Origin of the sequence: Janthinobacterium aestuarii, assembly GCF_051380835.1 — a bacterium.
Classification (GTDB): domain Bacteria; phylum Pseudomonadota; class Gammaproteobacteria; order Burkholderiales; family Burkholderiaceae_D; genus Janthinobacterium; species Janthinobacterium aestuarii.
The window spans coordinates 73,410-88,818 of record NZ_JBNYXU010000014.1 but is presented as its reverse complement, the minus strand read 5'-3'; the positions used below and the strand labels follow the sequence as shown (position 1 = coordinate 88,818).

Sequence of the window (15,409 nt, the reverse complement as noted above, 5' to 3'; positions counted from 1 at the left end):
CAACAATGAATTATCGCACGGCTATCGTCACTACCCTGGCTGAAATTGGCGAAGCGGCCTGGTCTGAACTGCTGGCACGCCAGGCGGACGCCAATCCCTTCCTTTCCTACGCCTTCTTGCACGCGCTGCACGAGTCCGGCTGCGCCAGCGCGGATACGGGCTGGCAGCCAAATTACCTGGTGCTGTGGCAAGGCGATGTGCTGGCCGCCGCCCTGCCCCTGTACCTGAAAATGCACTCGTATGGCGAATACGTGTTCGACTGGGCCTGGGCCGACGCCTATCAGCAACACGGCCTTGAATATTACCCGAAACTGCTGTCCGCGATACCGTTTACGCCCGTCAGCGGCACGCGCCTGCTGGCCCGCGATGGCGAGGCCCGCGCCGCCCTGCTGGCCTTTCTGCAGGCGCAACAGCAAGCCAGCGAAGTCTCGTCCTGCCACATCCTGTTCTCGCCGGAAAGCGAAGCACGCCAGCTGGAGGAAGCTGGCTACCTGATGCGTAGTGGTGTGCAGTTTCACTGGCTCAATCCCGGCTACACGGATTTCGAGCAATTCCTCACCACTCTCGAGCACAAGAAGCGCAAGAATATCCGCGCCGAGCGGCGCAAGGTGCGGGAAGCGGGCATCACCATGCGCCAGGTGCGCGGAGCGAACGCCACGGACGCCGACTGGAAACTGTTCCACCGCTGCTACAGCAATACCTATGCGGAACACCGCTCCTCCCCCTATCTGTCGCTGGAGTTCTTCCGGCGCATAGGCGCCAGCATGCCGGAAAACATTCTCTTGGTGATCGCCGAGCGCGAAGGGCGGGCCATTGCCGCCTCGCTGGTGATCCACACGGCTGACACCCTGTATGGCCGATACTGGGGCGCGCTCGAGCACGTGCCCTGTCTGCATTTCGAGACGGCGTACTACCAGCCGCTGGAGTTTTGCATCGCCAACGGCATCGCCACCTTCGAAGGGGGCGCCCAGGGAGAGCACAAGATGGCGCGCGGCTTCCTGCCGCAAAAGACGTGGTCCGCCCACTGGCTGGCGCACCCGGCCTTTGCCGACGCCGTGCAGCGCTTCCTCGAGCGCGAACGGGGCGGCATCGACGCCTACCTCGATGAATTGAACGAGCTCAGTCCGTTTCGCGCATAAAAAAACGCTCCCGGCCATGACTGGCGGGGAGCGTTCTTCTTGCTCGGTGTTCTTAGGCTTTGGCGGCGTCGGTCTTGAACGCTGCAACGCCGTTCAGGATTTCTTCCTTGGCCACTTCAGGACCATACCAGCCGTCGATCTTGACCCATTTGCCTTTTTCCAGATCTTTGTAGTGCTCAAAGAAATGCTGGATCTGGCGCAGACGCAGTTCGTTCAGGTCTTCCGGCTTTTGCCAGTGGCTGTAGATCGACAGGACCTTGTCGACTGGCACGGCCAGCACTTTCGCGTCTTCGCCCGACTCGTCGGTCATTTTCAGCACGCCGATAGGACGGCAGCGCACGACCACGCCCGGGATCAGCGGGAATGGGGTGATGACCAGCACGTCAACCGGGTCGCCGTCCGGCGACAGGGTGTTCGGCACGTAGCCGTAGTTGCACGGGTAATGCATGGCGGTACCCATGAAGCGATCGACGAAGATCGCGCCGCTTTCCTTGTCGACTTCGTACTTGATCGGATCGGCATTCATCGGGATTTCGATGACGACGTTGAAATCGTTCGGCAGGTCGCGGCCGGAAGAGACGTTATTCAAACTCATGGGATTCCTCATTAGCGGGTGGTGTTTTAACCGCGCAATTATAGCGAAGTACAGGCCGCTTGTGCGACGCAGCAGCGGCCCGCCGGCGTTTTGCGCGTCCTGCCAGCAACAGTGGCGCGCCCGGTTCCCTGAACCCCGCAGCCTGCCACCGGGAGAATAAACAGGCCACCGAAAACAATAAGTAGAAACACTTAAGCATTACTACGGTCAGCCCCGAGTTAATACCGTCAAGATCGACCTATTTTTATTTCAATATCACCATGCGGCAAACATGGTTATTATATTTGATATTGCATTTTATGCAGTCACTTATAACAACATCGTCAATCTTATTTCCCCCACAATGCGGGCGCATGACGACGTCGCCGCTTCAACACACTTCTCCAGCCCGGGAATTCCCTCTTCCAGCATAATATTTGTGCTTACTTGAAGCATTTATTTATTCAAATGGCGGCCCTGCCAAAAAATGGCGCGACCAGAAGACATTCATCAATTCTGATAAACTGTCACATTCTGGTGTTTCCAAAACTTCGCATACTCTGCAAACAAAGCCTTCGCTAGATTCAATATGGCGCATCACGCGCCACCGATAAATCCTTGCAAAAAGGAATATGATGATTCCCTCTTTCCGGCCCGGGCCTTTATTAAAGGTCACCGGCGTTATTTTCATTCTGTTTGGCCTCGCCCTGCTGGGCGGCGGCATCTGGCTGGCCTCTCTGGGCGGCTCCTGGTACTACCTGCTGGCCGGTATCGGCATGCTCGTTGCCGGCGCGCTGGTGTTCCAGGGCAAGCGCAGTGCGCAAGCCTTCATGGCGCTGCTGCTGATCGCCACCCTCATCTGGTCCGTCATTGAAGTGAAATTCGACTGGTGGCAATTGCTGCCGCGTCTCGACATCTGGTTTGCCGCCGCCGTCTGGCTGCTGCTGCCCTTCGTCAACCGCCGCCTGGCGCCAGCCGCCGCGGCGAAACAGGGACAAGCGGGCAAGACGGCGCTTTCCGCCGCCGTGGCCCTGACCGTCATCGCCGGTGTCATCGCCCTGTTCCAGGACTACCATGACCTGCATGGCGACGTACCTGCCGAAAACATGGCCGCCACCGCCGCGGGCGACCTGGCGCCCGGCGTCGAGCACAATGACTGGTCCGCATATGGCCGTTCCGGCTATGGCGACCGCTATGCCCCGGCCGCACAGATTACGCCGGCGAATATTTCCGGCCTGAAAGAAGCCTGGACCTACCACACGGGCGACTTCAAGGGACCGAACGACCCGGGCGAAATCGCCAACGAAGTCACGCCGCTGAAGGTCAATGACATGCTGTACCTGTGCACGCCGCACAATATCGTCATCGCCCTGAACCCGGACACGGGCAAGGAAATCTGGCGCCACGATCCGAAGATCAACCGCGACGCGGCCAGCTACCAGCACATGATCTGCCGTGGCGTGGCGTACTGGGACGTGAACGCGGGCCGCGCGAAGAACAATCCCGTCCCCGAAGCTGCCGGCATGGAATGCCCGCGCCGCATCCTGGCGCCCACCATGGATGGCACCATGATCGCCGTCAACGCCGATACGGGCGAGTCGTGCAAGAGCTTTGGCAACAACGGCGTCGTCAACCTGTACAAGAACATGGCGATGATCAAGCGCGGTTTCCTGATGCCGACGTCGCCGCCGGCCGTGTCGCAGAAAATGGCCGTGATCGCCGCCAGCGTGACGGACAACCATTCGACGGAAGAGCCATCGGGCGTGATCCGCGGCTACGATCCCGTCACCGGCAAGCTGATGTGGAACTGGGACCCGGCCACGCCGGAAGATACCGCGCCTTTCCCTGAAGGCAAGAACTACACCAACAACTCGCCCAATTCGTGGGGCGTGGCCAGCATCGATGAAAAGCTGGGCATGGTCTACATCCCGATGGGCAATGAAACGCCCGATACCTGGGGCGGCAACCGCAACAAGAATGGCGAGAAATTCAACAGCGCCATCGTCGCGCTGGACCTGGCAACGGGTAAAGTGCGCTGGGTCTACCAGACCGTACACCACGATATCTGGGACATGGACATCGGCGGCCAGCCTAGCCTGGTCGACATCGACACGCCGAAAGGCAAAGTGCCATCAGTTGTTGCCACGACAAAACGCGGCGACATCTACGTGATCGACCGCCGCGACGGCAGCCTGGTCGTACCGGCGCCGGAAAAACCCGTGCCGACGAGCAATCCTGCCGCTGGCGACACCCTGTCGCCCACGCAGCCGTTCTCGGCCCTGACCTTCCTGCCTGAACGCAATATCAGCGAAGCGGACATGTGGGGCACGACACCGTTCGACCAGCTCGCCTGCCGCATCATCTTCAAGGAACGCCGCTATGAAGGCCCGTTCACGCCGCAAACGGCCGGCAAGGGCGCCGTCATCTCCCCGGGCCCATTGGGTATTTTCGAATGGGGTGGCGCGGCCATCGATCCCGTGCGCCAGTTGTTGATCGTCAACCCTGACTACATGGGCTTCCTGGAAAAACTCGTACCGCGCGCGGAAACGACAGCCAAGGGCGGCACGGGCGGCGAAATGGGCTTGCAGCCGCAGACGGGCGTGCCGTTCGCCGTGGAAATCAAGGCCTTCTTGTCGCCGCTGGGCTTCCCGTGCCAGGCACCGCCATGGGGCTATGTGGCCGCCGTCGACCTGCGCACGATGAAAAAAGTGTGGATGCACAAGAACGGCACCACGCGCGACAGCGGCCCCGTGCCGATCCCGCTGCCACTGGGCGTGCCCAGCCTGGGCGGCATGGTCACCACCGGTGGCGGCGTGACTTTCCTCAGCAGCACGCTCGACTACTACATCCGCGGCTACGACGTCAGCAACGGCAAAGTGATCTGGAAAGCCCGCTTGCCAGCCGGCGGCCAGGCTACGCCGATGAGCTATGTGTCGAACAAGTCGGGACGCCAGTTCGTCGTCGTCATGGCCGGCGGCCACGGTTCGCTGGGCACGAAGATGAGCGACACTCTGGTCGCGTATGCCTTGCCCGAAGGCGCTGCCGTAGAGAAGAAGTAAAGCGCGAAGAAGTAAAGGTCGAAGAAGTAAAGTAGCAAAGTAGCAGCGCAAAAAAAGCCGTTCAGTCTGCACTGAACGGCTTTTTTACGTCTGAAGAAACAGCTTGATTACAGGATGGTCGCCAAGGCGCACTGCCGGTAATGCGCGGCAGCCTGTTCCGTCTGCTGCAAGGCGTCGTGCATCTGCGCCAGCTTCAGGTGGGCGTCGCGCACCATTTGCGGCTCGTTCGCGTCCGACAAGGCCTGCTCCAGGTGGCGCTGGGCCTTGCCCCACAGTTTTTGCTTGAGGCACAAGGTACCCAGGGTCAGCGCCAGTTCCGCGTCCAGCGGACGCTGTTTCATCCATTGTTCGCAATGCTCGATCTGCAGCAGCAAGGCCGGCGTGCCGCTTGGCGCCGCCGCTTCGCGGTAGGCGCGCACGACTCTGTCGTCCCAGTCGGCGGCCAGCGACTCTTCGCACACGAGGCGCGCTTCATCGTGCAGGCCGCGCGCATTCAGGGCCGTGGCGGCGCGGCAGGCGATGTACGGCTTGACCCGGTCCGCGCTCGGCACGGTGGACCAGACGCGCATCAGCGATTCCGCGTCATGCGACGGGTCGGACAGCAAATGATCGTAGGCCAGCTCGCGCAGGCGCGACGACAGGGCCGGATGCAGGGCGCGGTGCTTGTCGAGCGAGCGCACGAGGCGCAGCACTTCCGGCCAGTTCTTCGCCTGCTGCTCGGCCTTGAGCGACCATTGCAGCGCGTGGATGTGGCGCGTGCCGCTGGCATTGAGTTCGCGCACGGCGGCCAGGGCCGCTTCCGGCTGGTGGTCGTCGACCAGCAATTCCGTCACCGTCATCAAACGCGCCGTCTTCAGGCTGGCATCGCCTTCGACGCGGGACAGCCAGCTGTCGCGGCGTTCGGACTGGCGCATGCGGTGCGCGGCGCGCGCGCCGATCAGCGCGGCCAGGCCGGCGTTTTCTTCCAGCTCGGCGGCGCGCAAGGCGGCCTTCTCGGCATGGCCGAAACGGCCTTCGAACAGGGCCTTCAAAGCTTCGCGCAAGCCCTTGTTGCCGTCGCGCTCACGCTTGCGCTGGCGGTAGGCCGCCACTTGCGCCGGCATGCGCACGGTGGCGCGCACGGCGCGCACCAGCAGGTACAGCAGCACGAACAGCACGACCTGCAGCAGCAGGAAGAAGTTCAGCGACAAGTCGATGCGGTATGGCGGATAGAACAGCACCACGTTGCCAGGGTTGAAACGGGCCGTCACGGCGATACCGATCGCCGCGGCCATCAGGGCGAGTAACCAGAGAAATAGACGCATGGGCTCAGGACTTCGCTTTGTAGTTGCGCACAGCCGTCAGGCTGTCGGACAAGGTTGGCATTTCGATGGCCAGATTGCTGCCCTGCACCTGGCGCAGCAGGGCTTGCGCCGTCTGCGTGCTCTTGGCGCGGGTGTCGAAATACTTGGCCAGCGCATCCTGCGCAGCGATCAAGTCGTTACGGAAAGCCGTTTCATTGCGCGACAACAAGGCCATGCGGGCATTGAGCAGGCGCAGCTTGACGTTTTCGCGCAAGAAATACGATTGCGTCGGCGACAGCATCAGCGCTTCCGGCGTATCGACGCGGCGGATGCGGATCAACTGACGCACGTCGGCCCACATGTCGCCGCTCCAGGTATTGAAGCCGTCGCGTACTTTTTGCAGCATCGGTTCCGGCGCAGGCGGACCCACCAGCTTGCCGGCGGCATCGCGCACGGGCTTGGCCTTGCCCGGTTTTTCCGGCGCGGCCGGCAAGGCCGGCGTTTCGTCGGACAGCATCGGCAAGGAATCGATCTGGGCGATCACGGCGTCGAGGCGCAGGGCCACGCCCGTCGAATCGACGCTAGGGAGGGCCTTGAGTTTTTCCATGTCGCGCCCGATGGCGCGGCGGATGGTGATGAATTGCGGCTTGTCCGAGCGCGACAGGCTGCGGTCCGCGTTTTGCAGGGCGATCAGCGCGCCGGGCACGTTGCCGGCCAGTTGCAGCTGCTGGCTGGCCGTCGACAGCACTTGCTCGATTTCCGTCAGCGCCCACTCATCGCGGTTCTTCGACAAGTCGTTATACAGTTGTTCCAGCGCCAGCTGCTGGCTTTGCGTTTCGCTCTGGCGGTTTTCCAGCGCGCCCACCTTGATTTCCAGCTCTTTCGTGCCTTCTTGCACGTTGCGCGCCAGCACGCCCGTTTCGGCATTGCTGACATCGCCCTTTTGCAGGCGCTTGGCCACTTCTTCGCGCAGGTTGCGGATCTGCTTGCTGGTCGACCAGCTTTGCGCAGCCAGCAGCACGGCCAGCACGATGACGGCGATGCTCATGGGCTTTTGCAGCTGTTCCAGCAAGGTCGGCGCGCGGCCGGCAGGTTGGTCGGCCGCCTGCGGCGCCGTCTTCACGGCGCCGCCAGGCGTTGCATTCGGTTCGGAGAGTGTAGGCATTTCGTTCATGGTCGTGATTGTAACGCGGCGAGCACTCCTGCGTCGCCTGATCCTGTCAGGGTGACACGGGCAAAACCCAGGGCCGCCGCCGTTTGTGCAATGCGGGCGTGCGGCACGATCAGATGCTGCTGTTGCATTTTCACAACAGCCGTCTTTTCAGCATCCATTTCGCCCAGCAGCGCCAGCAAACCGCGCAGCGCTTCCGAGCTGGTGATGATCCAGTCATTATTATGCTGCAACAGGTTTTCCAGGGTCGCCCGCAAGGCCGGCGTCAGCGTCGGCACCTTGCGGCGGTAGGCCGTGACGAATTCGACTTCGGCGCCGGCCGCGCGCAAGCCGTCGGCCAGGTAATCGCGTCCGCCATCGCCGCGCACGATCAGCACGCGCTTGCCGCGCAGGGCCGGCAAGTCCAGCGCCAGCAGCAAATGTTCGGAATCGCTGCGCGCCGTATCCAGCGGGCTGGTGATGGCCGCGTTGACCTCCGTGACGCCATGCGCGGCCAGGGCCATCTTGCTGCCCTCGCCCACCACCGCCAGCGGCACACCTGGCGGCCACGCGGGCAAGTGCGCAAAGACGCAGTCGATGGCGTTCGGCGAGACGAACGCCACCAAGTCAAACTCGCGCAGACGCGCCAGCACGGCTTGCAAGTGCGCGCATTCGTCCTCGCCGTCAAGCGCATGGATTTCCAGCAGCGGCAGCAGTTGCACGGGCAAGCCCAGCGCCGCGATGTGGGCGGCCAGCGGCCCCGCTTGTGCCGCGGGCCGCGTGATCACCACGGTGTCAGGCATGCGGCGCCAGGCCTTCATGGTTGTCGGGCGTGACGGCGCACGAGGCGAGGATGCCGGCGGCGTCTTGCCCGCGCAGCAGTTCGGCCACTTGCTCGCCCAGCAGTTCGGGTGCGCCCGCCGGACCACTGACGTCGGCACTGGCCATGCGCGCGCCGTCCGGCGTGGCGACCATGGCGCGCAAACGCATCTGTTCGCCCTCGACGGTGGCGAACGCGGCCAGCGGGATCTGGCAGCTGCCGCCGAAAATCTTCGACACCTTGCGCTCGGCCGTGACGGCTTGCGCCGTGGCCGTGTGGTTCAGCGGCGCCAGCAGGCGCACGAGGTCGGCGCCGTCCGCGCGCCCGCTGCGGATCTCGATCGCCATGGCGCCCTGGCCTGCCGCCGGCAGGCTGTCTTCCGGCGCCAGCACGGCGCGGATGCGCGATGCCAGGCCCAGGCGTTTCAAGCCGGCGGCGGCCAGGATGATGGCGGCATAGTCGCCACGGTCGAGCTTGCCCAAACGCGTATCGAGGTTGCCGCGCAGGGGCAGTATCGTCAGGTGCGGATAGCGCGCGGCGATCAGCGACTGGCGGCGCAGGCTGCTGGTGCCGACGACGGCGCCATGCGGCAGCTCGGCCAGGCTGGCGTAATCGTTCGACACGAACGCGTCGCGCGGGTCTTCGCGCTCGAGGATGGCGGCCAGGGCAAAGCCTTCAGGCAACTCCATCGGCACGTCTTTCAGCGAATGCACGGCCAAGTCGGCACGGCCTTCTTCCATCGCCACTTCCAGCTCCTTGACGAACAGGCCCTTGCCGCCTACCTTGGACAGGGCGCGGTCCAGAATCTGGTCGCCGCGTGTGGTCATGCCGAGAATTTCAACGCTACACTGCGGATACAGGGCGGCCAGGCGCGCGCGCACGTGTTCAGCTTGCCACATGGCAAGACGGCTCTCGCGCGTGGCAATCACCAGGCGGGCAGGAATATTCAATTCGTTCGGGGTCAATTCGGATGCTTTCAAAACAAGTTCTTTCGCTGTGACTGTCGTTGTCATTATCGTTGCCAATTCGCCCGTCCGATATCAATTTGTATCGGAATGGCGCCCGGCGTCGCTATAATCGTTATCCCTTGGCCTAGAAGGCCAAGTCAGGCTAGCGTCCATGTTGAAGACCACAAATTTTATCATGCGCCCCCTCCCCTCTGCGGCCAAACGCCCGGTGCGATCCACATTCCCTTGCTTTTACACTTACTTTGGTTCTTTATTATGCTCAATGACGCAGTAGCACCAGAAATAGTTCCAGCGGCCGCCTCCGACAAGGACGCGCCACTGAAAGAAGACATCCGCCTGCTGGGCCGCCTGCTGGGCGACGTGCTGCGCGAGCAGGAAGGCGACGCCGTCTTCAATGTGGTGGAAACCATACGCCAGACTTCCGTGCGCTTCCGCCGCGAAGCGGACGCGCACGCCGCGCTGGAACTGGACGCCATGCTCAAGGAACTGAGCCGCGAACAGACGATTTCCGTCGTGCGCGCCTTTTCCTACTTTTCGCACCTGGCCAACATTGCCGAGGACCAGCACCACATCCGCCGGCGCCGCGCCCACCTGCTGGCCGGCTCGCCAGCGCAAAAGGGCAGCGTCAGCTTCGCGTTGAAAAAACTGCGCATGGCCGGCGTGCCGCGCAAGACCGTCGACACCTTCTTCCAGGACGCCCTGATCGCGCCCGTGCTGACGGCCCACCCGACGGAAGTGCAGCGCAAGAGCATCCTCGACGCCGAGCACGACATCGCCCGCCTGCTGGCCGAGCGCGACTTGCCGCAGACGCCGAAAGAACGGCAAGCCAATATGCAGCTGCTGCGCTCGCGCGTGGCCACCCTGTGGCAGACGCGCATGCTGCGCTACTCGAAGCTGACCGTGGCCGACGAGATCGAAAACGCCCTGTCCTACTACCGCATCACCTTCCTGCGCGAACTGCCGGGCCTGTATGACGACATCGAGGAAGACATCGCCGCCGAGTATCCGAACGGCGACGGCACGAGAGAACCGATCAATGCCGCCTACGTGCAGATGGGCAGCTGGATCGGCGGCGACCGCGACGGCAACCCGAACGTCAACGCGGGCACCATGCAGCACGCGCTGGCGCGCCATGCCACCACCATCCTCGATTTCTACCTCGACGAAGTGCACGCGCTGGGCGCGGAATTGTCCGTCTCGACCCTGATGGTGGGCGTGAGCGCGGAACTGCAGGCGCTGGCCGACCAGTCGCCGGACGCTTCGCCGCACCGCAGCGACGAGCCGTACCGCCGCGCCCTGATCGGCATCTATGCGCGTCTGGCCGCCACGGCCCGCGCGCTGGGCGCCACCAACATCCTGCGCAAGGAAGTGGGCGCGGCAGCCGCCTATCCTGACGCGGCCGCCTTTGTGGCCGACTTGCGCACCATCGTCGCCTCGCTCGAGTCGCACCACGGCGCCGCCCTCGTGCGCCCGCGCCTGGCGACCCTGGCGCGCGCGGCCGACATCTTCGGCTTCCACCTGGCGTCGCTCGACATGCGCCAGACCTCCGACGTGCACGAGCGCGTGCTGGCCGACCTGTTCGAAAAAAGCGGCGTGGCCGCCGATTACACGGCCCTGTCCGAGGAAGACAAGCAAGCGCTGCTGCTGAACGAACTGGCCCAGCCGCGCCTGCTGTACTCGCCCTACATTGCCTACGCCACGGAGACGGATTCCGAGCTGGCGATCTTGCGCGCGGCGCGCGACATCCGCCAGCGCTACGGTGCGCGGGCGATTCGCAACTACATCATCTCGCACACGGAAACCGTGTCCGACTTGCTGGAAGTGTTGCTGCTGCAAAAGGAAACAGGCTTGCTGCGCACGGACTGGAAGGCCGGAGGCGACGGCGACAGCACGTGCGAACTGATGGTCATCCCCCTGTTCGAAACGATACCCGACCTGCAGCGCGCGGCCGGCATCATGAGCCAGGTCATGGCCTTGCCCCTGGTAAAACAATTGATCGCCAAGCAGGGACAGCTGCAGGAAGTCATGCTCGGCTATTCCGACTCGAACAAGGATGGCGGCTTCCTCACGTCGAACTGGGAACTGTACAAGGCGGAACTGGCGCTCGTCTCCGACTTTCAAAAGGCCGGCGTCAAGCTGCGCCTGTTCCATGGCCGCGGCGGCACGGTGGGCCGCGGCGGCGGACCCAGCTACGAAGCCATCCTGGCCCAGCCGCCGGGCACCGTCAACGGCCAAATCCGCCTGACGGAACAGGGCGAGATCATCGCCTCGAAGTTTTCCAACGCGGAAATCGGCCGGCGCAACCTGGAATTGCTGGTCGCCGCCACCCTGGAAGCGAGCCTGGCGCCGCACGAAGCCAATCCGGCCCGCAACAGCCAGCTGGCGCAGTTCGAAGCCGTGATGGCGCAGCTGTCGGACCTCGCCTATCACGCCTACCGCCACCTCGTGTATGAAACGCCGGGTTTTACAGAGTATTTCTTCTCGGCCACACCGATTGCGGAAATTGCCGAACTGAACCTCGGCTCGCGCCCCGCCTCGCGCAAGGCCAACCAGCGCATCGAAGATTTGCGCGCCATTCCCTGGGGCTTTTCCTGGGGCCAATGCCGCTTGCTGCTGCCGGGCTGGTTCGGCTTCGGCAGCGCCATCGAAGCCTGGATCAACGAGGCCGACGGCGCCGCGAAAGATGACAAGATCGCCACCCTGCGCGCCATGTACGCCGAATGGCCATTCTTTGCCACCCTGCTGTCGAACATGGACATGGTGCTGGCCAAGACGGACCTGGCGATCGCCTCGCGCTATGCGGAACTGGTGGCGGACCAGGGCTTGCGCGAACGCATCTACAAGCGCATCACGGACGAGCATGGCAACACCTTGCGCTGCCTGGAGCTGATCACCGGCAATACCGAGCGCCTGGCGGGCAATCCCCTGCTTGCCCGCTCGATCCAGAACCGCTTCGCCTATCTCGACCCGCTGAACCATTTGCAGGTGGAATTGATCAAGCGCAACCGCGCCCTGTCCAGCGCCGTTAAAGTCGATGAACGGGTGCACCGCGGCATCCAGCTGTCGATCAACGGCGTGGCGGCAGGCTTGCGCAACACGGGCTGATCGCACTACATTGCCATCGGCAGACAGGGGCCGGCACCGCAAGGGCCGGCCCTTTTGCTTGCTCAATGGAAAAATATTCTCAAGAAAGCAACATTTGGTATTACACTAGTGCTTGACACTTTCCCTCTCCGGCGCCAGGCGCACCGCAGCGGCCAACCACGACGCCAGGAGCGCGGATGAGCAAATGGTCGATTGAAACGCTGGGTGCGGCATGCGCCGCCCTCATCCTGATCGTGCTGGGCTGGCTGGCGGGCGCGGCCTGGCAGGAGCTCGACTTCTGGGAACATGTCTGGCTGTCGCTGCTGCTGGCGGCCGCTGGCGGCATCGCACTGTGGCTGCTGCGCATGCTGCGCAACCATCTGGCCAGCACGCGACTGCAGCTCGACGCCAGCGTCATGCGCTACCGCGACCTGAGCGAGACGGCGCAGGACGGGATGTGGCAAACGGATGCGGAAGGCACGATATTGCATCTCAACCAGCGCCTGTGCGACATGCTGGGCATTCCGGCGGAAAAGCTGCTGGGCCACAAGATGAGCGAATTCCACGATGAAGCGACCTTGCTGCGCCTGTGCCCGCTGATGCGCGAGCAGGAACGCAGCTGCATGGGGGAACTGCAGTACCGCCATGGCGACGGCTCGGAGCGCTGGGCCATGATCAGAGGCCGCTGCCTGTACAACCAGCTGGGCACCCTGACGGGCGCGCTCGTGCTGGCCAGCGACATCACGGAACAAAAGCGGGCCGAACACGCGTTGAGCGTCGCCCATGCGGAACTGGAAAGCCGCGTGGCCCTGCGCACGGCCCAGCTGCTCGACGTGAATCTCCAGCTGTCCGCTGAAATCGCCATGCGCGCGCAAACGGAAGCGGCCCTGGCGCGCAGCGAAGAGCGGCTGCAGGACATCATTTCCATGATGCCCCTGTCGCTGTTCCTCAAGGATGCCGATTCGCGCATTTTGCTGATGAACCAGGCCTGCGAACAGCAATGGGGCGTGCGCCAGCAGGACATCGCCGAAGGACGCGACCTGCAGCACTTCCCCAGCGATCAGAACGTGGGCTTCCGCGCGGCGGACCGGGAAGCGTTTGCCAGCCGCAAGGTGGTGATCCGCGAAGAATTGGTATGGAACGCGCAGTTGCAGGAAAACCGCCTCGTGCAGACGCACAAGAAACCCGTGTTTGACGCCAACGGCCGGCCGCAGATGATCATCGCCATGGCCATCGACATCACCGAGAGCAAGCGCAACGAGGAAAACCTGGAACGCACGCTGGCCCAGCTGCGCGAACTGACCGACCACCAGCAAACCATCAAGGAAGAAGAGCGGCGCCGCATCGCGCTCGACATTCATGACGACCTGGGCCAGAACCTGATGGTGCTGCGCATCGATGTATCGCTGCTGCACGCGCGCACGGCCAAGGGCCACCCGCGCCTGCACCGCCACGCGCAGCGCGTGCTCGACACCATCGATACCACCATCCGCTCCGTGCGCACCATCATCAATGACTTGCATCCCAGTACCCTCGAACTGGGACTGGGCCCGGCGGCCGAATGGCTGATCCGCCAGATGGAGGGGCGCGGCGCCATCCGCTACCGGCTCAAGCTCGACAGTGAAGCGCCGGACCTGGGCCTGGACCAGCGCCAGACGTCGGCCATCTTCCGCGTGCTGCAGGAATCGCTGTCGAACATCGTGCGCCACGCCCAGGCCAGCGAAGTGGAAGTGGCGCTGGAACAGGACGCTGACGCCATCGTGCTGCGCATCAGCGACAACGGCATCGGCATGCAGCCGGGCGACCACGGCAAGCGGGCCGCCTTCGGACTGAAAAGCATACGCGAACGTGTCCACGCGCTGGGCGGCGAACTGCGTATCGACAGCCAGACCGGCCAGGGCACGGTGCTGGCTATCCACTTGCCGCGGGCCAGGAAAGGCCACCCAGCCAATCATGACGCAACACAAAAATTAGCAAAAACAGTAGAAAATTAAGTATGTATTTTAAACATTAAAAAGTATAGTAAGTTTTTTTCTTTGAGGAAACTATCATGCTGCCACGGCTCTCCCGCTTCCGCTCCCCACTGCTTGGCCTGTGCCTGCTGGCCGCCGCCCCCATCGCCAGCGCCACCATCTATGCCGAACGGGGCTTTGGTGAAAGGGATGGCAACGGCAGCATCGCGTCCGACCTGAACCCGGCGGGCCTCGTGGCCGGCATCATCATGGAAGAAGAAGGACGGCGCCGCGCCGTGACATACCAGCATGGCCGCATCCGCGAGCTGGGCACCCTGGGCGGCGATGAAGGTTTTACCAAGGCCATCAATATCCATGGCGTGGTGGTCGGTTCGGCGCAGACGGCCAGCGGCGCCTGGCACGCCTTCCGCTACGACGCGGCGGGCGGCATGCGCGACCTGGGCACCCTGGGCGGCACCAGCAGCTATGCCACGGCCATCGCGCGCGGCGGCCAGGTGGCCGGCTACGCCGATACGAGCGGCGGCGATTTCCACGCCTTTGTGACGAAAGCCGACCACAGCTTGCAAGACCTGGGCACCCTGGGCGGCGCCAGCAGCTATGCCAGCGGCCTGAACAGCCATGGCGTGGTGGTGGGTACGGCCCAGCGCGACGACGGCTACCGCCGCGCCTTCGTCTACCGCCCCGGCGCGGGCATGCAGGAAATCGGCACCCTGCCCGGCGGACGCATCAGCTCGGCCACCGCCATCAATGACGCGGGCCTGATCGTGGGCGCCTCGGAAACGGAGAAACGGCGCTGGCACGCTTTTGCCTGGGACGGCAAGCGCATGCTCGACCTGGGCGCCATGATCGGCCAGGGCGACAGCTACGCCACGGCAGTCAACGCGGCCGGACACGTGGTCGGCAGCGTCAACATCAACGGCTTTGAACCGATGACCTTTGTCTACAAGGAAGGCGTGATGACGGTGCGCCGCCGCGACGATGGCCTGTACCTGACCAACAAGATCACGGACGCCGGGCTGGTGGTGGGCGCCGTCTACACGGGGCATAAGTTCCAGGCCTTCGCCGTGCCGTCGCAAGCGTCGCCGGCGCCGCCGCGTCGCAACCCGCTGGACTGGTTCTTCATGACCGTCATCGTCGGCGCCAGCGGCGTGGCGCTGTACAAGCTGCAGCGCCATCACCGCGCCGGCCTGCAAGGCCAGCGTACGTATTTCATGTAAGCCAACGCTGCGGATGGACGAAAAAAAGAGGCTTGCGCCTCTTTTTAAATATACTCAACAACTATCGCGACATCTGACAGAACCGTAGCGAGCGGAAGTGAATTGTGGCCGAGACGCGGAACTGTACTTTAGTACAGTGAGC

10 protein-coding genes are annotated in these 15,409 nt (G+C 63.4%); 5 read left to right on the top strand and 5 right to left on the bottom strand.

All coding sequences use genetic code 11. The features are described from left to right. Positions 1-5 precede the first annotated feature (5 nt). Positions 6-1,139, top strand: a complete 1,134-nt coding sequence (locus ACQ4WO_RS27480) for a GNAT family N-acetyltransferase (protein ID WP_436484076.1) — start codon at positions 6-8, stop codon at positions 1,137-1,139. Positions 1,140-1,191: 52 nt separating this feature from the next. Here the strand turns inward: ACQ4WO_RS27480 and ppa are convergent, their stop codons facing one another. Then, on the bottom strand, positions 1,192-1,734 hold the full coding sequence (gene ppa / locus ACQ4WO_RS27475) for an inorganic diphosphatase (protein ID WP_034786159.1): 543 nt from the start codon (positions 1,732-1,734) through the stop codon (positions 1,192-1,194). Positions 1,735-2,345: 611 nt separating this feature from the next. On the opposite strand from ppa, the gene ACQ4WO_RS27470 reads away from it, so the two are divergent. Further along, entirely contained in the window at positions 2,346-4,772 is a 2,427-nt protein-coding gene (locus ACQ4WO_RS27470) for a membrane-bound PQQ-dependent dehydrogenase, glucose/quinate/shikimate family (protein WP_436484056.1), read from the top strand. A 107-nt stretch (positions 4,773-4,879) separates the two neighbouring features. Here ACQ4WO_RS27470 and ACQ4WO_RS27465 read toward each other — a convergent pair whose 3' ends face one another. From ACQ4WO_RS27465 to hemC, 4 genes are read right to left on the bottom strand one after another with little or no spacing between them, the layout of a single operon-like run. After that, positions 4,880-6,076, bottom strand: a complete 1,197-nt coding sequence (locus ACQ4WO_RS27465; RefSeq protein WP_128139954.1) for a heme biosynthesis protein HemY — start codon at positions 6,074-6,076, stop codon at positions 4,880-4,882. 4 nt (positions 6,077-6,080) lie between these two features. Further along, a complete protein-coding gene (locus ACQ4WO_RS27460; protein WP_436484055.1) occupies positions 6,081-7,229 on the bottom strand; it encodes a uroporphyrinogen-III C-methyltransferase in 1,149 nt (382 codons plus the stop codon). Beyond that, the gene (locus ACQ4WO_RS27455) at positions 7,226-8,008 is read right to left on the bottom strand and encodes a uroporphyrinogen-III synthase (protein ID WP_436484054.1); all 783 of its coding nucleotides are present in this window, start codon (positions 8,006-8,008) and stop codon (positions 7,226-7,228) included. Before ACQ4WO_RS27455 ends, ACQ4WO_RS27460 begins: the two co-directional genes overlap by 4 nt. Beyond that, complete coding sequence (hemC, locus tag ACQ4WO_RS27450) at positions 8,001-9,005, bottom strand: hydroxymethylbilane synthase (protein WP_436484053.1); 1,005 nt, start codon at positions 9,003-9,005, stop codon at positions 8,001-8,003. Before hemC ends, ACQ4WO_RS27455 begins: the two co-directional genes overlap by 8 nt. A 243-nt stretch (positions 9,006-9,248) precedes the next feature. Here hemC and ppc point away from each other — a divergent pair, with 243 nt between their 5' ends. The 3 genes from ppc (at position 9,249) to ACQ4WO_RS27435 (ending at position 15,267) form a co-directional block, all read left to right on the top strand. Continuing rightward, positions 9,249-12,098, top strand: coding sequence for a phosphoenolpyruvate carboxylase (ppc, locus tag ACQ4WO_RS27445; protein ID WP_436484052.1), 2,850 nt, complete (start codon positions 9,249-9,251; stop codon positions 12,096-12,098). Between the two features lie 176 nt (positions 12,099-12,274). Further along, positions 12,275-14,071 carry a PAS domain-containing sensor histidine kinase gene (locus ACQ4WO_RS27440; protein ID WP_436484051.1) on the top strand — a complete coding sequence of 599 codons (1,797 nt, stop codon included), beginning with the start codon at positions 12,275-12,277 and terminating at the stop codon, positions 14,069-14,071. 56 nt (positions 14,072-14,127) lie between these two features. Next, positions 14,128-15,267, top strand: coding sequence for an HAF repeat-containing protein (locus ACQ4WO_RS27435; protein ID WP_436484050.1), 1,140 nt, complete (start codon positions 14,128-14,130; stop codon positions 15,265-15,267). Positions 15,268-15,409 lie beyond the last annotated feature (142 nt).